This window comes from Franconibacter daqui (assembly GCF_014644275.1).
Taxonomy (GTDB): Bacteria; Pseudomonadota; Gammaproteobacteria; order Enterobacterales; family Enterobacteriaceae; genus Franconibacter; species Franconibacter pulveris.
In genome coordinates this window covers 1-19,339 of the sequence record NZ_BMKJ01000010.1, presented here as the reverse complement: position 1 = coordinate 19,339, position 19,339 = coordinate 1, and the positions used below count along the sequence as shown (strand labels likewise).

18 protein-coding genes and 1 riboswitch are annotated in these 19,339 nt (G+C 57.2%); of the genes, 7 read left to right on the top strand and 11 right to left on the bottom strand.

Annotation, left to right across the window (positions count from 1 at the left end):
* The first annotated feature begins 68 nt into the window (after positions 1-68).
* Positions 69-4,289 (top strand): DNA-directed RNA polymerase subunit beta', encoded by a 4,221-nt coding sequence (gene rpoC, locus IEX01_RS21075; protein WP_024558464.1) that lies wholly within the window; start codon positions 69-71, stop codon positions 4,287-4,289.
* A gap of 167 nt (positions 4,290-4,456) precedes the next feature.
* Here rpoC and IEX01_RS21070 read toward each other — a convergent pair whose 3' ends face one another.
* The 9 genes from IEX01_RS21070 to IEX01_RS21030 all read right to left on the bottom strand — a co-directional run bounded on the left by IEX01_RS21070 (position 4,457) and on the right by IEX01_RS21030 (position 11,516).
* Positions 4,457-4,774, bottom strand: coding sequence for a PTS lactose/cellobiose transporter subunit IIA (locus IEX01_RS21070; RefSeq protein WP_024553534.1), 318 nt, complete (start codon positions 4,772-4,774; stop codon positions 4,457-4,459).
* Positions 4,775-4,778: 4 nt separating this feature from the next.
* Positions 4,779-5,084, bottom strand: coding sequence for a PTS sugar transporter subunit IIB (locus IEX01_RS21065; RefSeq protein WP_024558462.1), 306 nt, complete (start codon positions 5,082-5,084; stop codon positions 4,779-4,781).
* A gap of 298 nt (positions 5,085-5,382) precedes the next feature.
* On the bottom strand, positions 5,383-6,522 hold the full coding sequence (gene thiH / locus IEX01_RS21060) for a 2-iminoacetate synthase ThiH (RefSeq protein ID WP_188724486.1): 1,140 nt from the start codon (positions 6,520-6,522) through the stop codon (positions 5,383-5,385).
* Positions 6,519-7,298, bottom strand: a complete 780-nt coding sequence (gene thiG / locus IEX01_RS21055) for a thiazole synthase (RefSeq protein ID WP_029590715.1) — start codon at positions 7,296-7,298, stop codon at positions 6,519-6,521. The genes thiH and thiG overlap by 4 nt, the downstream gene beginning before the upstream one ends.
* A 1-nt stretch (position 7,299) precedes the next feature.
* A complete protein-coding gene (gene thiS / locus IEX01_RS21050) occupies positions 7,300-7,500 on the bottom strand; it encodes a sulfur carrier protein ThiS (protein WP_024558459.1) in 201 nt (66 codons plus the stop codon).
* A complete protein-coding gene (locus tag IEX01_RS21045; protein WP_188724484.1) occupies positions 7,484-8,239 on the bottom strand; it encodes a HesA/MoeB/ThiF family protein in 756 nt (251 codons plus the stop codon). The genes thiS and IEX01_RS21045 overlap by 17 nt, the downstream gene beginning before the upstream one ends.
* Complete coding sequence (thiE, locus tag IEX01_RS21040) at positions 8,232-8,867, bottom strand: thiamine phosphate synthase (RefSeq protein ID WP_188724482.1); 636 nt, start codon at positions 8,865-8,867, stop codon at positions 8,232-8,234. The genes IEX01_RS21045 and thiE overlap by 8 nt, the downstream gene beginning before the upstream one ends.
* A complete protein-coding gene (gene thiC / locus IEX01_RS21035) occupies positions 8,867-10,765 on the bottom strand; it encodes a phosphomethylpyrimidine synthase ThiC (RefSeq protein WP_024558456.1) in 1,899 nt (632 codons plus the stop codon). Before thiC ends, thiE begins: the two co-directional genes overlap by 1 nt.
* Before the next feature lie 84 nt (positions 10,766-10,849).
* A riboswitch (TPP riboswitch) is annotated at positions 10,850-10,959 on the bottom strand.
* A gap of 53 nt (positions 10,960-11,012) precedes the next feature.
* On the bottom strand, positions 11,013-11,516 hold the full coding sequence (locus tag IEX01_RS21030) for an Rsd/AlgQ family anti-sigma factor (RefSeq protein ID WP_024558455.1): 504 nt from the start codon (positions 11,514-11,516) through the stop codon (positions 11,013-11,015).
* A 101-nt stretch (positions 11,517-11,617) separates the two neighbouring features.
* On the opposite strand from IEX01_RS21030, the gene nudC reads away from it, so the two are divergent.
* The 6 genes from nudC to IEX01_RS21000 all read left to right on the top strand — a co-directional run bounded on the left by nudC (position 11,618) and on the right by IEX01_RS21000 (position 15,977).
* Positions 11,618-12,391, top strand: a complete 774-nt coding sequence (nudC, locus tag IEX01_RS21025) for an NAD(+) diphosphatase (protein ID WP_024558454.1) — start codon at positions 11,618-11,620, stop codon at positions 12,389-12,391.
* Between the two features lie 40 nt (positions 12,392-12,431).
* Positions 12,432-13,496: a uroporphyrinogen decarboxylase gene (gene hemE, locus IEX01_RS21020; protein ID WP_048887420.1), complete on the top strand. Its 1,065-nt coding sequence runs from the start codon at positions 12,432-12,434 to the stop codon at positions 13,494-13,496.
* A 9-nt stretch (positions 13,497-13,505) separates the two neighbouring features.
* A complete protein-coding gene (gene nfi / locus IEX01_RS21015) occupies positions 13,506-14,177 on the top strand; it encodes a deoxyribonuclease V (protein ID WP_024558452.1) in 672 nt (223 codons plus the stop codon).
* A gap of 43 nt (positions 14,178-14,220) precedes the next feature.
* Positions 14,221-14,811, top strand: a complete 591-nt coding sequence (locus IEX01_RS21010; RefSeq protein WP_024558451.1) for a YjaG family protein — start codon at positions 14,221-14,223, stop codon at positions 14,809-14,811.
* A gap of 186 nt (positions 14,812-14,997) precedes the next feature.
* Entirely contained in the window at positions 14,998-15,270 is a 273-nt protein-coding gene (hupA, locus tag IEX01_RS21005; protein WP_024553522.1) for a nucleoid-associated protein HU-alpha, read from the top strand.
* Positions 15,271-15,278: 8 nt separating this feature from the next.
* Complete coding sequence (locus tag IEX01_RS21000; protein ID WP_051390653.1) at positions 15,279-15,977, top strand: DUF1481 domain-containing protein; 699 nt, start codon at positions 15,279-15,281, stop codon at positions 15,975-15,977.
* A gap of 56 nt (positions 15,978-16,033) precedes the next feature.
* Here the strand turns inward: IEX01_RS21000 and purD are convergent, their stop codons facing one another.
* Both purD and purH read right to left on the bottom strand, forming a co-directional pair.
* Positions 16,034-17,332 (bottom strand): phosphoribosylamine--glycine ligase, encoded by a 1,299-nt coding sequence (gene purD, locus IEX01_RS20995; protein ID WP_024561351.1) that lies wholly within the window; start codon positions 17,330-17,332, stop codon positions 16,034-16,036.
* Between the two features lie 15 nt (positions 17,333-17,347).
* The gene (gene purH / locus IEX01_RS20990) at positions 17,348-18,937 is read right to left on the bottom strand and encodes a bifunctional phosphoribosylaminoimidazolecarboxamide formyltransferase/IMP cyclohydrolase (RefSeq protein WP_188724480.1); all 1,590 of its coding nucleotides are present in this window, start codon (positions 18,935-18,937) and stop codon (positions 17,348-17,350) included.
* Positions 18,938-19,339: the final 402 nt, after the last annotated feature.

The following is a 19,339-nucleotide window of genomic DNA, read 5'->3' as shown; positions in this document are numbered from 1 at the left end:
CAAACAGGTCACTGCTGCGGAGTTAACGCTCCGCAGCAGAATGTGCTAACTCCGACGGGAGCCAATCCGTGAAAGACTTATTAAAGTTTCTGAAAGCGCAAACTAAAACCGAAGAGTTTGATGCGATCAAAATTGCTCTGGCGTCGCCAGACATGATCCGTTCATGGTCGTTCGGTGAAGTTAAAAAGCCGGAAACCATTAACTACCGTACGTTCAAACCTGAGCGTGACGGTCTGTTCTGCGCCCGTATTTTTGGGCCGGTAAAAGACTATGAGTGCCTGTGCGGTAAGTACAAGCGCCTGAAACACCGCGGTGTGATTTGTGAGAAGTGCGGCGTTGAAGTGACCCAGACCAAAGTGCGTCGTGAGCGCATGGGCCACATTGAACTCGCTTCCCCGACCGCGCACATCTGGTTCCTGAAGTCCCTGCCGTCCCGTATCGGTTTGCTGCTGGATATGCCGCTGCGCGATATCGAACGTGTTCTGTACTTCGAATCTTACGTTGTTATCGAGGGCGGCATGACCAACCTCGAGCGTCGTCAGATCCTGACTGAAGAACAGTACCTGGACGCGCTGGAAGAGTTCGGCGACGAATTCGACGCAAAAATGGGTGCGGAAGCTATCCAGGCCCTGCTGAAGAGCATGGACCTGGAGCAGGAATGCGAACAGCTGCGTGAAGAGCTGAACGAAACCAACTCCGAAACCAAGCGTAAGAAGCTGACCAAGCGTATCAAACTGCTGGAAGCATTCGTACAGTCTGGCAACAAGCCGGAGTGGATGATCCTGACCGTGCTGCCAGTGTTGCCGCCGGATCTGCGTCCGTTGGTTCCGCTGGATGGTGGTCGTTTCGCAACGTCGGATCTGAACGATCTGTATCGTCGCGTTATTAACCGTAACAACCGTCTGAAGCGTCTGCTGGATCTGGCTGCGCCGGACATCATCGTGCGCAACGAAAAACGTATGCTGCAGGAAGCGGTAGACGCCCTGCTGGATAACGGTCGTCGCGGTCGTGCGATCACCGGCTCCAACAAGCGTCCGCTGAAGTCTCTGGCTGACATGATCAAAGGTAAGCAGGGTCGTTTCCGTCAGAACCTGCTCGGTAAGCGTGTGGACTACTCCGGTCGTTCCGTAATTACCGTTGGTCCGTACCTGCGTCTGCATCAGTGCGGTCTGCCGAAGAAAATGGCGCTGGAGCTGTTCAAACCGTTCATCTACGGCAAGCTGGAACTGCGTGGCCTTGCGACCACCATTAAAGCCGCCAAGAAAATGGTTGAGCGCGAAGAAGCGGTCGTTTGGGATATCCTGGACGAAGTCATCCGTGAGCACCCGGTACTGCTGAACCGTGCGCCGACCCTGCACCGTCTGGGTATTCAGGCGTTCGAACCGGTACTGATCGAAGGTAAAGCTATTCAGCTGCACCCGCTGGTGTGTGCGGCGTACAACGCCGACTTCGATGGTGACCAGATGGCTGTTCACGTACCGCTGACGCTGGAAGCCCAGCTGGAAGCGCGTGCGCTGATGATGTCTACCAACAACATCCTGTCCCCGGCGAACGGCGAACCTATCATCGTTCCGTCTCAGGACGTTGTACTGGGTCTGTACTACATGACCCGCGACAAGATTAACGCCAAAGGCGAAGGCATGGTGCTGACTGGCCCGAAAGAAGCGGAACGTCTGTACCGCTCTGGCCAGGCTGAACTGCACGCTCGCGTAAAAGTTCGTATCACTGAATACGAAAAAGACGCGAACGGCGAGTTCGTAGCGAAAACCAGCCTGATCGACACTACCGTAGGTCGTGCGATCCTGTGGATGATCGTACCGAAAGGTCTGCCGTTCTCTATTGTGAACCAGCCGCTCGGTAAGAAAGCGATCTCCAAAATGCTGAACACCTGTTACCGCATTCTGGGCCTGAAGCCGACCGTTATTTTTGCGGACCAGACCATGTATACCGGTTTTGCGTATGCAGCGCGTTCTGGTGCTTCCGTTGGTATCGACGATATGGTTATCCCGGCGAAAAAAGCTGAGATCATCGCCGAAGCGGAAGCAGAAGTGGCTGAAATCCAGGAACAGTTCCAGTCTGGTCTGGTAACTGCTGGCGAACGTTATAACAAAGTTATCGATATCTGGGCCGCGGCGAACGATCGTGTATCCAAGGCGATGATGGATAACCTGCAGACCGAAACCGTTATCAACCGTAACGGCGAAGAAGAGCAGCAGGTTTCCTTCAACAGCATCTACATGATGGCCGACTCCGGTGCGCGTGGTTCTGCTGCGCAGATTCGTCAGCTGGCAGGTATGCGTGGTCTGATGGCGAAGCCGGATGGCTCCATCATCGAAACGCCGATCACCGCGAACTTCCGTGAAGGTCTGAACGTACTCCAGTACTTCATCTCGACCCACGGTGCTCGTAAAGGTCTGGCGGATACCGCACTGAAAACCGCGAACTCCGGTTACCTGACTCGTCGTCTGGTTGACGTCGCGCAGGACCTGGTTGTGACCGAAGATGATTGCGGCACGCTGGAAGGCATCACCATGACCCCGGTTATCGAGGGTGGCGATGTTAAAGAGCCGCTGCGCGATCGCGTACTGGGTCGTGTGACTGCTGAAGACGTTCTGAAGCCGGGTACCGCAGATATTCTGGTTCCGCGTAACACACTGCTGCATGAGCACTGGTGTGATCTGCTGGAAGCGAACTCTGTTGACTCTGTGAAAGTTCGTTCCGTTGTAACCTGTGACACCGACTTTGGTGTATGTGCGCACTGCTACGGTCGCGATCTCGCGCGTGGCCACATCATCAACAAAGGTGAGGCTATCGGCGTTATCGCAGCACAGTCCATCGGTGAGCCGGGTACACAGCTGACCATGCGTACGTTCCACATCGGTGGTGCGGCGTCTCGTGCGGCTGCTGAATCCAGCATCCAGGTGAAAAACAAAGGTAGCATCCGCCTCAGCAACGCGAAGACGGTTGTGAACTCCAGCGGTAAACTGGTTATCACTTCTCGTAACACCGAGCTGAAGCTTATCGACGAATTCGGTCGTACTAAAGAAAGCTATAAAGTGCCTTACGGTGCGGTTATGGCGAAAGGCGATGGCGAGCAGGTTGCTGGCGGCGAAACCGTAGCAAACTGGGACCCGCACACCATGCCGGTTATCACCGAGGTGAGCGGTTACATTCGCTTCACGGACATGATCGACGGCCAGACCATTACGCGTCAGACCGACGAACTGACCGGCCTTTCTTCGCTGGTGGTTCTGGACTCTGCAGAGCGTACCGCTGGCGGTAAAGACCTGCGTCCGGCGCTGAAAATCGTTGACGCTAACGGCGATGACGTTCTGATTCCGGGCACCGACATGCCGGCTCAGTACTTCCTGCCGGGTAAAGCTATTGTTCAGCTGGAAGATGGCGTGCAGATCAGCTCCGGTGACACCCTGGCGCGTATTCCGCAGGAATCCGGCGGTACCAAGGACATCACCGGTGGTCTGCCGCGCGTTGCGGACCTGTTCGAAGCGCGTCGTCCGAAAGAGCCGGCGATCCTTGCTGAAGTGGCGGGTATCGTCTCCTTCGGTAAAGAGACCAAAGGCAAGCGTCGTCTGGTGATCACGCCGGTTGACGGTAGCGATCCGTACGAAGAGATGATTCCGAAATGGCGTCAGCTCAACGTGTTCGAAGGCGAACGTGTGGAACGTGGTGACGTTATCTCCGACGGTCCGGAAGCGCCGCACGACATTCTGCGTCTGCGTGGCGTTCAGGCTGTGACTCGTTACATCGTTAACGAAGTACAGGACGTTTACCGTCTGCAGGGCGTTAAGATCAACGATAAGCACATCGAAGTTATCGTTCGTCAGATGCTGCGTAAAGCCACCATCATGAACGCGGGCAGCTCCGAGTTCCTGGAAGGTGAGCAGGTGGAATACTCTCGCGTCAAGATCGCTAACCGCGACCTGGAAGCGAACGGCAAAATTGGCGCAACCTATATGCGCGATCTGCTGGGTATCACCAAAGCGTCTCTGGCAACCGAGTCCTTCATCTCCGCGGCATCGTTCCAGGAGACGACTCGCGTGCTTACCGAAGCAGCCGTTGCGGGCAAACGCGACGAACTGCGCGGTCTGAAAGAGAACGTCATCGTGGGCCGTCTGATCCCGGCTGGTACAGGTTATGCGTACCACCAGGACCGCATGCGTCGCCGTGCGGCAGGCGAAACCCCGGCTGCACCGCAGGTGAGCGCGGAAGAAGCGACTGCGAGCCTCGCAGAGCTGCTGAACGCAGGCCTTGGCGGCGACAACGAGTAATCGTTTCTCGCCACACTAAAAAACCGCTCTTCGGAGCGGTTTTTTTATGCCTGCAATCTGGTCGGGAGGCGCTTTACGTGAGGAACCGCGTCATGGGGCCCATTACGCTTAACCCTCAGGGCCAGGCGAATAAGAGAAAAAACGCCGTCTGACGACGGCGTTGAAATCTAGTTTACCAACGGCAATCTTCGATAAAGCTCAATCATATCCTCGGCCAAATCCTGAATGACCATCGCGTTCATCAGGTGGTCCTGAGAGTGAACGGTAATGAGATTAACCGGCAGCTTGCCGCTCCCCTCATCCAGCCCGATAAGCTGAGTCTGAATTTTGTGGGCGTGTTTAACAAATTCGCGAGACTCTTCCATCGCCTGCTCGGCGCCGGCGAAATCGCCTTTTCGCGCCAGTTGAAGCGCGCTCAGCGCCTGGCTGCGTGCAGCGCCCGCATTAACCAGTAACTCCATGATGATGTTTTCTAAGTCTTCCATGGCTTCACTCCAGCATCTTAAGCGCTTTATCCAGTACGGCATCGCCTTTCATCATGCCGTAATCCATCATGTCGATAACCGCGACCTTTTTGCCCAGCGGCTCGGCAATCGCCTGTAGCTTAGCCTGCTCATACTTCACCTGAGGGCCCAGCAGAATGATATCTGCGCCTTCAAGGTTCTCTTTAAATTCTGCAACGGGCACCGCTTTGACAGAAACTTCCACCCCTTTCTTTTGCGCCGCGTCTTTCATGCGTTGAACCAGCATGCTGGTGGACATGCCCGCAGCACAGCATAAAACGATGTTCTTCATAGTCCGCTCTCTGTGTCAGGTTGATAATTGATAATTATCCATCGTTTGAAAGAGCAACAACCGCTTTGGTGCGATTGTGCGTAAGGCATCATAAAAGAAAGCTCAAAAAACTGAAACCGGTTACAGTTTTGCGATTTGGACTCTGTTCCCTCGTGAGAGGCGGGGCGGAAGAGAGAGTGTAAAGACCGCCCCGGCTGGTCTTCACCAGCAGAACCAGCCTACCGGCGACATAAAAACGGCTCAACGGCCGCGCTTTAGTCTTACGAGGTAACGCGGCGCTTTTATCGCGCTGGCAGCATCAGTTGCAACTCTTTTGCGAAGCTCTTCCCAGGTAGCTATCCCAGTCTTTCCATACCGGCTGTAACCCGGCCTTAGCCAGCGCCCGGGCGACTTCATCAGGGCGGCGGCCATCATGAGGCGCGAACTGCTCCAGCTCCGGATGGTCGTCCGCATACCCGCCAGGCTGCGTTTTCGAAAAGGCGCTAACGTTGTTGATAGCGAGCGGAATAACGCGATCGCGAAACCAGGGCGATTCCCGCGTAGAGAGCGACAGTTCCACCTCCGGCGCGAACAGGCGAAAGGCGCAGATAACCTGCACCAGTTGACGCTCATCCATTAACGACGCGGGTTTAATACCGCCTGCGCAGGGGCGAAGGCGAGGGAAGGCCACAGAATAGCGGCTCTGCCAGTAATGCTGTTGCAGCCAGAGCAGATGCTCCGCCACGATAAAGCAATCGGCGCGCCAGCTATCGGAAAGCCCAATCAACGCGCCGAGGCCGATTTTATCAATACCCGCGCGGCCCAGCCGATCCGGCGTTTCCAGCCGCCAGAAAAAATCCTGCTTGTTGCCGCGCAGGTGATGGCGGGCGTAAACCGTTTCATTATAGGTTTCCTGATAAACCAGCACGCCATCCAGCCCCAGCGTTTTCAACTCGGCATACTCCTCCTGCGAGAGCGGTTGCACTTCCATCTGCAACGAGGCGAAGCGGTGGCGGATGTCAGGCAAATGGCGACGAAAATAATCCATGCCGACTTTCGTTTGATGTTCGCCCGTCACCAGCAACAGATTATCGAATCCCATCGACCGGATAGCCTCGCATTCACGGGCAATCTCCTCCGCATCCAGCGTCTTACGCTTAATGCGGTTGCTCATTGAAAAACCACAATAGGTGCAGTCGTTGGCGCACAGATTGGAGAGATAAAGCGGAACGTAAAAGCTGACCGTATTGCCGAAGCGCTGACGGGTGAGGCGCTGCGCCCGCTGCGCCAGCGGCTCAAGATAAGCGCTGGCGGCGGGAGAGAGGAGGGCCATCATATCTTCGCGGGAGAGGCGCGGGGCGGCCAGCGCCCGTTCGACATCATGGGCGGATTTGCTGTTGATGCGCAACTGAATGTCATTCCAGTCCAGTTCGCGCCAGCGTTCAGTGAACCCTTTCATTGCTCCACCTCGCTGTAGCGCAAGAAGTCAGTAAGCGGGCTGGAAGGCTGCGCCTGCCGGTAACGCGCCCCGGCTCCAGCCTGGGCGGCAAGCTCGCCGGCCTCTACCGCCAGGCGAAAGGCGCGGGCCATCTGCACCGGATCGTTCGCTACGGCGATAGCGGTATTCACCAGCACCGCGGCGGCTCCCATCTCCAGCGCTTCAGCGGCGTGGCTCGGTACGCCGATGCCGGCATCCACAACGACAGGCACCGTAGCCTGTTCAATGATGATTTCCAGCAGCGCGCGGGTTTGCAGCCCCTGGTTTGAGCCGATCGGCGCGCCGAGAGGCATCACCGCCGCGCAGCCTGCTTCTTCAAGCCGTTTACACAGCACCGGGTCGGCGCCGCAGTAGGGCAGGACCACAAAGCCCATCGCCACCAGCTTTTCCGCCGCTTTTAGCGTTTCAATCGGGTCCGGCAGCAGGTAACGGGCATCCGGATGGATCTCCAGTTTTACCCAGTGGGTGCCCAACGCTTCGCGCGCCAGCTGAGCGGCGAAAATCGCCTCTTCGGCGGTTTTTGCGCCCGATGTGTTCGGCAGAAGCGATACGCCTGCCGCCTGCAGCGGCGCCAGGATGCCGTCATTGCGGCTTCGCAAATCCACGCGCTTCATCGCCAGCGTTACAAGCTCGCTGCCACTTTCGCGAATGGCCGCCGCCATGATGTCAGCCGAGGCGAATTTGCCTGTGCCGGTAAAAAGGCGGGAAGTAAACGTTTTGTCTGCAATGCGTAGCATCTCAACCTCCGGCGATAACCTGAAACAGCAGGAGGCTGTCGCCTTCCTGCAAAACGTGATGCGGCCACCGCTCGCGCGGCACAATAGTCTGGTTGACAGCAAGCGCGGTGCCGGGCTTATCGAGATTCAGCTGTGAGAGTAACTGAAGCGCGTTAAGGTTATCGCCGCACTGCATGGGCTCATCATTAAGCACAATGCGCATGTCGCCCTCCACATGCCGGACAACTTTCGGCCCGCTGCAAAGCCAGCGTACGCCACTGCAGGCTGCGGCCATCAAAAAGACGCAGCGAATTCCGCTCCGCTTCTATACCGCACAGCAGTTTTACGGCTTCCAGCGCCTGCAACGCGCCCATCATGCCGACCACCGGGCCGAGAATGCCCGCATTGCGGCAGTTGCGTTCGGGTTCGCTCTCCTGCGGCCAAAGACAGCGGTAGCAGCCATGCGCGAAAGGGGGCGTGAAGACCGCAAGCTGTCCGCCAAAGCCGACGGCGCTGGCGGTAATAAGCGGTTTCTTAAGCGTTACGCAGGCGGCATTTACCGCCTGGCGCGTGGCCATGTTGTCGCTGCAATCCAGCACCAGATCGACCTGCGAAACCGCTTTACGCAGCGCGTCGCCTTCCAGTCTTTGTTTCAATGCCTGAAGCCGCAGATGCGGGTTCAGCTCTCCGAGCCGACGCTGCGCCGCCTGCGCTTTTGGTCGATCGATCTCCTTGCTGGTAAAGAGGATCTGGCGCTGAAGGTTGCTGATATGCACCGTATCGTCATCCGCCAGCAACAACGCGCCGACGCCTGCGCCAGCGAGATAGAGCGCAGCTGGCGAGCCTAAACCCCCCAGGCCGACGATCAATACCCGGCTGGAGAGCAGCCGCTGCTGGCCCGCAAGGCCTACCTCCTCCAGCAGGATCTGGCGGCTGTAGCGCATGAAGTCTGCGTCATTCATCGCCCGCCCCCGCCAGCGCCAGCAACTGCGCCGTTGCCTTACGCCAGTCTTCAGCCTGAGTGATAGCGCTTACCACCGCCACGCTGCCGACGCCGGTTTCCAGCACCGCGGGCGCACGCGCAAGGCTGATGCCGCCAATCGCCACCGTCGGGTAATCGCCAAGGCGTTTTACGTGCGCTGCCAGCTGCTGTAATCCCTGCGGCGCAGAGGGCATCTGTTTAGTCTGCGTCGGAAAAACATGACCGAGCGCGATATAAGAAGGGCGAACCGCCAGCGCCACGTCGATTTCCATATCGTCATGGGTGGAGACGCCAAGCCGCAGCCCGGCCTGACGGATGGCGGCGAGGTCGGTCGTTTGCAAATCCTCCTGGCCAAGATGCACGCCGTACGCCTGGTGCGTGATTGCCAGCCGCCAGTAATCGTTGATAAACAGACGGGCGGCATAGCGCTTGCCAAGGGCGATAGCGGCGATTACATCTGCTTCAACGGCATCGTCAGTTTTATCCTTAATGCGTAGCTGAATCGTGCGCACGCCCGCGTCCAGCAGGCGCTCAATCCACTCCACGCTGTCTACTACCGGATAGAGCCCCAGGCGAAAAGGCGTAGCGGGAAAATCGGGCCGGTACATTATGCCTCCTCCTTGCGCAGGTAAATCTCGCCGCCTTTAGCGCGAAAGGCGTTAGACATATCGTTCATACCCGAGGCAATTTCCTGCTTCGCCGCGTAATCACGCACTTCCTGGGTGATTTTCATCGAGCAGAATTTGGGGCCGCACATTGAGCAGAAGTGCGCCACTTTCCCTGACTCCTGCGGCAGCGTTTCGTCGTGGTAAGCGCGGGCGGTGAACGGGTCGAGCGCCAGGTTGAACTGGTCTTCCCAGCGGAATTCGAAGCGTGCTTTCGACATGGCGTTATCACGAATTTGCGCGCCGGGATGGCCTTTAGCGAGGTCGGCGGCGTGGGCGGCGATTTTATAAGTGATAAGCCCCTGCTTCACATCGTCTTTATTCGGCAGGCCGAGATGCTCTTTCGGCGTGACATAACAGAGCATGGCGCAGCCGAACCAGCCAATCATCGCCGCGCCAATGCCGGACGTGAAATGATCGTAACCCGGCGCGATGTCGGTTGTGAGCGGCCCCAGCGTGTAGAAGGGCGCTTCATGGCAGTGCTCCAGCTCTTCGGTCATGTTGCGGCGGATCATCTGCATCGGCACATGCCCGGGGCCTTCAATCATTACCTGCACGTCATATTCCCAGGCGATTTTCGTCAGCTCGCCCAGCGTATGCAGCTCGGCGAACTGCGCTTCGTCATTGGCGTCCTGAATAGAGCCGGGGCGCAGGCCGTCGCCAAGCGAGAGCGAAACATCATAGGCGGCGCAAATTTCGCAGATTTCGCGGAAGTGTTCGTAGAGGAAGTTTTCCTGGTGGTGAGAAAGGCACCATTTCGCCATGATCGAGCCGCCGCGGGAGACGATGCCGGTCAGGCGTTTCGCGGTCATCGGCACATAGCGCAGCAGCACACCGGCGTGAATGGTGAAGTAATCAACACCCTGTTCCGCCTGCTCCAGCAGCGTATCGCGGAACATCTCCCAGGTCAGGTCTTCGGCGATGCCGTTCACTTTCTCCAGCGCCTGATAAATCGGCACCGTGCCGATGGGGACCGGGCTGTTACGTAAAATCCATTCCCGGGTTTCATGAATATAACGACCGGTAGAGAGGTCCATCACCGTATCCGCGCCCCAGCGGGTGGCCCAGACCAGCTTTTCCACCTCTTCTTCAATCGACGACGTGACCGCCGAATTGCCGATGTTGGCATTCACTTTCACGAGGAAGTTTCGCCCGATAATCATCGGCTCGGCTTCCGGGTGGTTAATGTTGGCGGGAATGATAGCGCGGCCGGCGGCGACTTCGTCGCGCACAAACTCCGGCGTAATGTTTGCAGGCAGCGTTGCGCCAAACCCTTCGCCCGGATGCTGCTGGCGCAGCACTTCGCCGCGGATGCGCTCGCGGCCCATGTTTTCACGGATGGCGATAAACTCCATTTCCGGCGTGATGATGCCCTGGCGTGCATAGTGCAGTTGCGTGACTCGCTTGCCGGGCTTCGCGCGCAGCGGCGTAAGCAGGCCGGTAAAGCGCAATTCATCCAGGTTATCGTCCGCCAGCCGCTCACGGGTATAGGCTGAACTGCGGCCGGTGAGCGCTTCTGCGTCGTTACGCGCGGCAATCCACGGCTGGCGCAGCTTCGCCAGACCCTGATGCACATCGATGGTAATGGACGGGTCGCCATAGGGGCCGGACGTGTCATAAACGGGTACCGGCTCGTTTGCTTCATACTGCGGGTTTTCTTTGCTGCCGCCGATGAGCGTAGGGCTAAGCGCTATCTCGCGCATCGGGACGCGGATATCGTCGCGGCTGCCGGTGAGGTAAATACGCGTTGAGTTGGGGAAGGCGGTGCCTTCGAGCGTCTCGATAAACTGCTGTGCTTGTGCGCGCTGTTCGCGGCGATTGGGTTTGATGGGTACAGACATAGCGCATTCCAGTTACGTTTCAGGAGTGGCTTGTCAGACGACGGAAGGAGTAACAGACAGGAGCGCCCGGAAAGGCGCCTGTACAGCTGATTTACTCTTGTTCCCTTCGCAGGTATTAACCTGATCAGGTTCCGCGGATCCCGAATTAACGGTCTCAGCCCGTACTGATGTACTGGGCACTCCGACAAGATAAAACCCCGCTAAACGAACGGGGCTGGTTGTAAACTACGCGTTAATACAGCGAAACTCAAGCCGGACGCGCAAGCGCCGCTTCATCGTTCGCGCTGCTGCCGAGATTATTATCGAAAGCCAGCATGATAAGCTGATCTTCATAAGTAAAGCGCGTCGCCAGCGCCTCGCCGATACCGGAGAGGGCCTGCTGGAACTCAATGCAGTTGTCGTGATCAATAGCGTTTTCCAGGTTGCTGTCGTAGTACGCCATGATTTCCTGGGTATTGGCTTCCAACTGCGGATAGATTTGCGTAGCGGCCAGCAGCGGGCTGGTGCCTTCCATTTCGCTGATAATGCGTTCATAAATGCTGAAGTGACCGGCGGAGAGATAGTCCACCAGGCTGTGACAAAAATCATCCAGCGCTTTTTCATCCAGCGCCGTCAGCGATTCCTTGCCAGGCTTGATACCAACCACATTGTAATAAGCGACTAACAGATTGTTGCGAGCATTAAGCCAGCTATCAACGAGCTCGTTACTGCCCCCAACGCGTTCTGTCAGACTTTTCAGCTGGTTTAGCATGATTGACTCCGTGAGTTATAAGATTAAAGCGCCAAAAGACCCAAAATTTGTAAAAACATTGTTACCAACATGCCAGTGAAGCAGAGGTAGTGCAATACGTTATGGAACGTCCTATAGAAAAGTTAGACCATGGCTGGTGGATAGTCAGCCATGAACAGAAATTATGGTTGCCACAGGGTGAATTACCGTACGGCAACGCCCAGGCATTAGACCTGGTCGGCGTGCCGGCCCGCCAGATTGGCGAGTGGCAGAATGAGCCCGTCTGGCTGGTGAACCAGAACCGACGTCAGGAGATGGGCTCGGTGCGCCAGCTTATGGATCAGGATGTCGGGCTGTTTCAGCTTGCCGGGCGCGGCGTGCAGCTGGCGGAGTTCTTCCGCTCGCATAAGTTTTGCGGCTACTGCGGGCACACCATGCATAACAGTAAAAGCGAGTGGGCGATGCTGTGCGGCCATTGCCACGAGCGCTACTACCCGCAAATCGCGCCCTGCATCATCGTCGCCATTCGCCGCGAAGATAAAATCCTGCTCGCCCAGCATACCCGTCACCGCAACGGCGTTTACACCGTGCTGGCCGGTTTCGTGGAAGTAGGTGAGACGCTGGAGCAGGCGGTGGCGCGTGAAGTGATGGAGGAGAGCAGCATTCGCGTGAAAAACCTGCGCTATGTGACTTCGCAGCCCTGGCCGTTCCCGCAGTCGCTGATGACCGCTTTTGTAGCGGATTATGACAGCGGCGACATCAAAATCGACCCGAAAGAGCTGCTGGATGCTGGCTGGTATCGCTACGATCAGCTGCCGCTGTTGCCGCCGCCAGGCACCGTGGCGCGCCGGTTAATCGAAGATACGGTCGCGCAGTGCCGGGCAGAGTACGAATGACGTGGTAAACTACCGGCCTGCCTCTTAAGGAAAGATAAAAATGACCGAACTGAAAAACGATCGTTACCTGCGCGCGCTGCTGCGCCAGCCTGTGGATGTCACCCCGGTGTGGATGATGAGACAGGCGGGGCGCTATTTACCGGAGTACAAAGCCACCCGGGCTCAGGCGGGCGACTTTATGTCGCTGTGTAAAAACGCCGAGCTCGCCTGTGAAGTGACGCTGCAGCCGCTGCGCCGTTATCCGCTTGATGCGGCGATCCTCTTTTCGGACATTCTCACCATTCCCGATGCGATGGGGCTTGGACTCTATTTCGAAGCTGGCGAAGGCCCGCGCTTTACCTCGCCCATTGCCGGCAAAGCGGATGTGGATAAGCTGCCGGTGCCGGACCCGGAGCAGGAGCTGGGTTACGTGATGAACGCCGTGCGCACTATCCGCCGGGAGCTGAAGGGCGAAGTGCCGCTGATCGGTTTTTCCGGCAGTCCCTGGACGCTTGCCACTTATATGGTGGAAGGCGGCAGCAGCAAGGCTTTCACGCAGATTAAAAAGATGATGTATGCCGAGCCGATGACGCTGCACGCGCTGCTCGACAAGCTTGCGCAAAGCGTCACGCTCTACCTGAACGCGCAAATCCGCGCGGGCGCGCAGTCGGTCATGATTTTCGATACCTGGGGCGGCGTGCTGACTGGCCGCGATTACCAGCAGTTCTCACTCTACTATATGCATAAAATCGTCGATGGCCTGCTGCGCGAGAATGAAGGCCGCCGGGTGCCGGTGACGCTTTTCACCAAAGGCGGCGGCCAGTGGCTGGAAGCGATGGCGGAAACGGGCTGCGACGCGCTGGGTCTCGACTGGACGACCGATATCGCCGACGCCCGCCGCCGGGTGGGTGACAAAGTGGCGTTGCAGGGCAATATGGATCCGTCGATGCTTTATGCGTCGCCCGCCCGCATTGAAGAGGAAGTGGCGACTATACTTGCTGGTTTCGGCAAGGGCGAAGGCCATGTGTTCAACCTCGGACATGGCATTCATCAGGATGTGCCGCCAGAGCATGCAGGCGCGTTCGTGGAGGCGGTGCATCGGCTGTCTGCGCCTTATCATCAGTAAGGAGAAGAAATGGATCTTGCAGCGCTGCGCGCACAACAACTGGAACTGGCTTCTAAGGTGGTCCGTGAGGATCGCCTGATAACCGAGACGCCCGCTTTTATCGGCGGCGCGGATGTAGGTTTTGAGCAGGGCGGCGAAGTGACCCGCGCTGCGATGGTTCTGCTTAAGTATCCCTCTCTTGAGCTGGTGGAGTATCAGGTGGCGCGCATCGCCACCACGATGCCTTACATTCCCGGCTTTCTTTCTTTTCGCGAATATCCTGCGCTGCTGGCGGCGTGGGAAAAACTTTCACGTAAACCCGACCTGCTTTTTGTCGATGGCCATGGTATTTCCCACCCTCGTCGGCTGGGCGTTGCCAGCCACTTCGGCATGCTGATCGACGTGCCCACCATTGGCGTCGCCAAAAAGCGGCTTTGCGGTAAGTTCGAACCGCTCTCCGACGAGCCGGGCGCGGTGGCGCCGCTCATGGACAAGGGCGAGCAGCTCGCCTGGGTCTGGCGCAGTAAAAACCGCTGCAACCCGCTCTTTGTCTCCACCGGCCATCGTGTCGGTCTGGATACCGCGCTGGGCTGGGTACAGCGCTGCACGAAGGGCTACCGTTTGCCGGAGCCGACGCGCTGGGCCGATGCGGTGGCTTCCGGACGTCCGGCCTTTGTACGTTGGCAAGAAATTCAGGGGTGATTGAGGTAAACTGCGGCTAATTTTCGGTTCGTGAGAGACCACTATGTTACAAAACCCCATTCACCTGCGCCTGGAGAAGCTGGAAAGCTGGCAGCATGTGACTTTTATGGCGTCGCTCTGCGAGCGTATGTACCCCAACTACGCCATGTTTTGTCAGCAAACCGGCTTTGGCGATGCGGCGGTGTACCGTCGTATCCTCGACCTTATCTGGGAAACGCTGACGGTGAAGGACGCGAAGGTCAACTTCGACAGCCAGCTTGAAAAGCTGGAAGAGGCTATCCCGTCCGCCGATGACTACGATATCTATGGTGTATACCCGGCGATTGACGCCTGCGTGGCGCTGAGCGAGCTGCTTCACTCTCGCCTGAGCGGCGAAACGCTGGAACACGCTATCGAAGTCAGCAAAACCTCAATCACCACCGTAGCGATGCTGGAGATGACTCAGGCCGGGCGCGAAATGACCGATGATGAGCTGAAAGCCAACCCGGCGGTAGAGCAGGAATGGGATATCCAGTGGGAAATTTTCCGTCTGCTCGCCGCCTGCGAAGAGCGGGATGTGGAGCTAATCAAGGGGCTGCGCAGCGACCTGCGCGAAGATGGCGTCAGTAATATCGGTATAAATTTGCAGCAATGAGACAACAAAACGTGATTTACGACCTGTTTTGTCTCACCTGAAGGCTTCCAATTAGCCCCCCGTCTGGTCTACATTTGGGAGGCGAAAAAAAGTGGCTATCGGTGCGTGTATGCAGGAGAGTGCTTTTCAGGCATTTCCGTCGCACTCGATGCTTAGCAAGCGATAAACACATTGTAAGGATAACTTATGAACAAGACTCAACTGATTGATGTAATTGCGGACAAGGCTGACCTGTCTAAAGCGCAAGCGAAAGCTGCTCTGGAATCCACTCTGGCTGCGATTACTGAGTCTCTGAAAGAAGGTGATGCTGTACAACTGGTTGGTTTCGGAACCTTCAAAGTGAACCACCGCGCTGAGCGTACTGGCCGCAACCCGCAGACCGGTAAAGAAATCAAAATCGCCGCAGCTAACGTGCCGGCGTTTGTTTCTGGTAAAGCACTGAAAGACGCTATCAAATAAGATTGCGCATGGCAGTGAACAGTTTTAACAGAGGGGCGATATCGCCCCTTTTGTTTATCCGCCGTCCGCTCGGGGCGCTTGCAGGCGCATTGCTGCTGAGCGCCTGTAGCCATGACGATTCGCTTCCTGCTTTTACCGCCAGCGGCTATGCGGCCGACCAGGGTGCGGTACGAATCTGGCGTAAAGACAGCGGCGATACGGTTCATCTTTTTACTGCCTTCAGCCCCTGGCGCAGTGGCGACACGTCAACCAGCGACTACCGCTGGCAGGGCGACCAGCTCTCTTCTATTGAAATCAACGTTTACGGCAAGCCGCCGGAAAGCATTAAGGCCCGCTTCGACGACCGCGGCAACCTGAGCTTTATGCAGCGCGAGGTAAACGGTCAGAAACAGCAGCTCTCAAGCGACCAGATAGCGCTTTATCAGTACCGCGCAGAGCAACTGCATAATATCAGTAATGCGCTTCGCGCTGGACGAGTGGTGCTGCGTCAGGGCCGTTGGCATGCAGACCGCACGGTGACAACGTGTGAAGGGCAAACGGTAAAGCCAGAGCTTGACGCGCGCGCGATAAGCCATATTGAACGCCGCCAAAGCCGCTCCTCGCTCGACGTCAGCGTGGCCTGGCTGGAAGCGCCGGATGGCGCGCAGCTTCTGCTGGTGGCCAATCAGGATTACTGTCGCTGGCAGCCAAAAGCTGACAGCTTCTGATAAAGATAAAAAAAGCGGCGGGATAACCCGCCGCTTTTTATTTACGCCTGCGCGTATTACTTTTGCTGCTCGCGAGCAATAGCGCGATAGCCGATATCCTGGCGGCTGAAACAGCCGTCCCAGTGAATATCCGCCATCAGCTTATAAGCGCGCTGCTGCGCCTGCGCCACGCTGTCGCCAAGCGCCGTTACGCACAGTACGCGTCCGCCGCTGGTGACCACCTGCTCGTCTTCACGCAGCTTCGTGCCGGCGTGGAAAACTTTGCCGTCGCCGTTGGCAATCTCTTCCAGCGGCAGGCCGTGAATAACGTCGCCGGTGCGGTAGTCGCCCGGATAACCGCCTGCCGCCATCACCACGCCAAGAGAAGGGCGCGGATCCCATTGCGACTGCACGGTATCGAGCTTGCCTTCGCAGGCGGCCAGGCACAGATCCACAAGATCAGACTGCAGGCGCAACATGATAGGCTGCGTTTCCGGATCGCCGAAGCGGCAGTTGAATTCAATCACCTTCGGGTTGCCCTGTTTGTCGATCATCAGACCGGCATACAGGAAGCCAGTATACGTGTTGCCTTCCGCCGCCATGCCGCGCACGGTAGGCCATATCACGCGGTCCATGGCGCGCTGGAAGACTTCATCAGTAACAACCGGCGCCGGGGAGTATGCGCCCATGCCGCCAGTATTCGGGCCGGTGTCGCCGTCGCCCACGCGCTTATGATCCTGGCTGGTGGCCATCGGCTCAACATGCTCGCCGTCCACCATCACGATAAAGCTGGCCTCTTCGCCGTCGAGGAACTCTTCCACCACAATACGGTGGCCCGCGTCGCCAAACGCGTTGCCTGCCAGCATATCTTTCGCCGCCGCTTCCGCTTCTTCCAGCGTCATGGCGACAATTACGCCTTTGCCGGCCGCCAGACCGTCGGCTTTGATAACAATCGGCGCGCCTTGTTTGCGAATATAAGCTAACGCTGGCTCGATATCGGTGAAGTTCTGATACTCCGCCGTCGGGATGTGATGACGCGCCAGGAAGTCCTTGGTGAACGCTTTTGAACCTTCAAGCTGCGCTGCGCCCTTCGTCGGGCCGAAAATCATCAGGCCGGCTTCACGAAAGGCATCCACGACGCCAATCACCAGCGGCGCTTCGGGGCCGACAATGGTGAGATCGATTTTCTCATTCTGCGCAAAGCTCAGCAGCGCCGGAATATCAGTTGCGCTGATAGCGACATTCTGCAACGTCGGCTCAAGCGCGGTGCCAGCATTGCCCGGCGCGACAAATACCGTTTCCACCTTCGGCGACTGCGCGGCTTTCCAGGCCAGCGCATGCTCGCGCCCGCCGTTGCCAATCACTAATACTTTCATTGTTACGCTCCCTGATTAATGACGGAAATGACGCATGTCGGTGAAGATCATTGCAAGGCCGTGCTCATCTGCCGCAGCGATAACTTCATCGTCGCGAATAGAGCCGCCCGGCTGAATCACGCAGGTCACGCCTACGGCTGCGGCTGCGTCGATGCCGTCGCGGAACGGGAAGAACGCGTCAGAGGCCATGGCGGAGCCTTTTACTTCCAGCCCTTCATCCCCTGCTTTGATGCCAGCGATTTTAGCCGAGTAAACGCGGCTCATCTGACCCGCGCCGATGCCGATGGTCATGTTCTCTTTCGCATAAACGATGGCGTTAGACTTCACAAACTTTGCAACTTTCCAGCAGAACAGCGCGTCGCGCAGTTCCTGTTCGGTCGGCTGGCGTTTCGTCACTACGCGCAGATCGCCTTCGGTCACCATACCCAGATCGCGGTCCTGTACCAGCAGCCCGCCATTCACGCGTTTGAAATCAAGGCTCGCAACGCGGGATTGCCACTCGCCGCAAACCAGCACGCGTACGTTCTGTTTAGCCGCGGTGATTTTCAGCGCTTCTTCGCTGGCGGACGGAGCGATAATCACCTCTACAAACTGGCGGGAGATAATCGCCTGCGCGGTTTGCGCATCCAGCTCGCGGTTGAAAGCGATAATGCCGCCGAAGGCGGAAGTCGGGTCGGTTTTATAGGCGCGGTCGTAAGCTTCCAGAATCGAGTTGCTCACCGCCACGCCGCACGGGTTGGCATGTTTAACGATAACGCAGGCCGGTTCGCTAAACTCTTTAACGCATTCCAGCGCCGCGTCGGTGTCTGCGATGTTGTTATAAGAGAGCGCTTTACCCTGCACCTGCTGCGCAGTGGCAACGGAAGCCTCTTTTATCTCTTCTTCTATATAGAAGGCCGCTTGCTGGTGGCTATTCTCGCCGTAACGCATATCCTGCTTTTTAATAAAGCTCAGGTTCAGCGTGCGCGGGAAGCGGCCGGCTGGCTCTTTCGTCTCACCATGATAGGCGGGCACAAGGCTGCCGAAGTAGTTGGCAATCATGCCGTCATAAGCGGCGGTATGCTCGAAAGCTTTAATCGCAAGGTCGAAACGGGTTTCAAGCGTGAGCGAGCCTTCGTTCGCGTCCAGCTCATTAATAATGGCTTCGTAGTCGCTGCTCTTAACCACAATAGCGACATCTTTATGGTTCTTGGCGGCGGAACGGACCATTGTCGGGCCGCCGATATCAATATTTTCTACCGCGTCTTCCAGCGTACAGCCTTCACGGGCAACGGTCTGGGCAAAGGGATAAAGGTTGACGACCACCATATCGATAGGGGAGATGGCATGCTGCGCCATTATCTCATCATCCTGACCGCGGCGGCCGAGGATGCCGCCATGTACTTTGGGATGCAGGGTTTTGACGCGTCCATCCATCATTTCCGGGAAACCGGTATAGTCAGAGACTTCGGTGACCGGCAGGCCCGCTTGCGCCAGCAGGCGCGCAGTGCCGCCTGTAGAGAGCAGCTCGACGCCACGTTGAGAGAGCGCCTGGGCAAATTCGACGATACCGGCTTTATCAGAAACGCTGAGCAGAGCGCGGCGTACAGGACGACGTTGTTGCATGGTATTAAATCCCCTGGATTTTGGTTCATTGCAAAGAGCGTTAGCTGAATATTGCACATTTCTTCTCGCAAAACTCAGCTAACGCCCCGAAAGGGGCATCCTTGTCATCGGGGGGGCATTGTAACGAAAACGTTTGCGCGGCGCTCGCAAAATTTCCGGTTCAGCCGGGTTTGTGGATAACTCTGTATATAAAAGGGTATAAGGGCGGGTTTTGCTGGGGAATGCAGCAGTCAGTCATTTTTCTGTCATTTTCCTGTTGCGGCGAAAAGAGAACTCCCTATAATGCGCCTCCATCGACACGGCGCTGGTGAACAACATCACACAGCGACGGTGAGTCGGAAGAGAAAAAATCCTGAAGTTAAGGGTTGACTCTGAAAGAGGAAAGCGTAATATACGCCACCT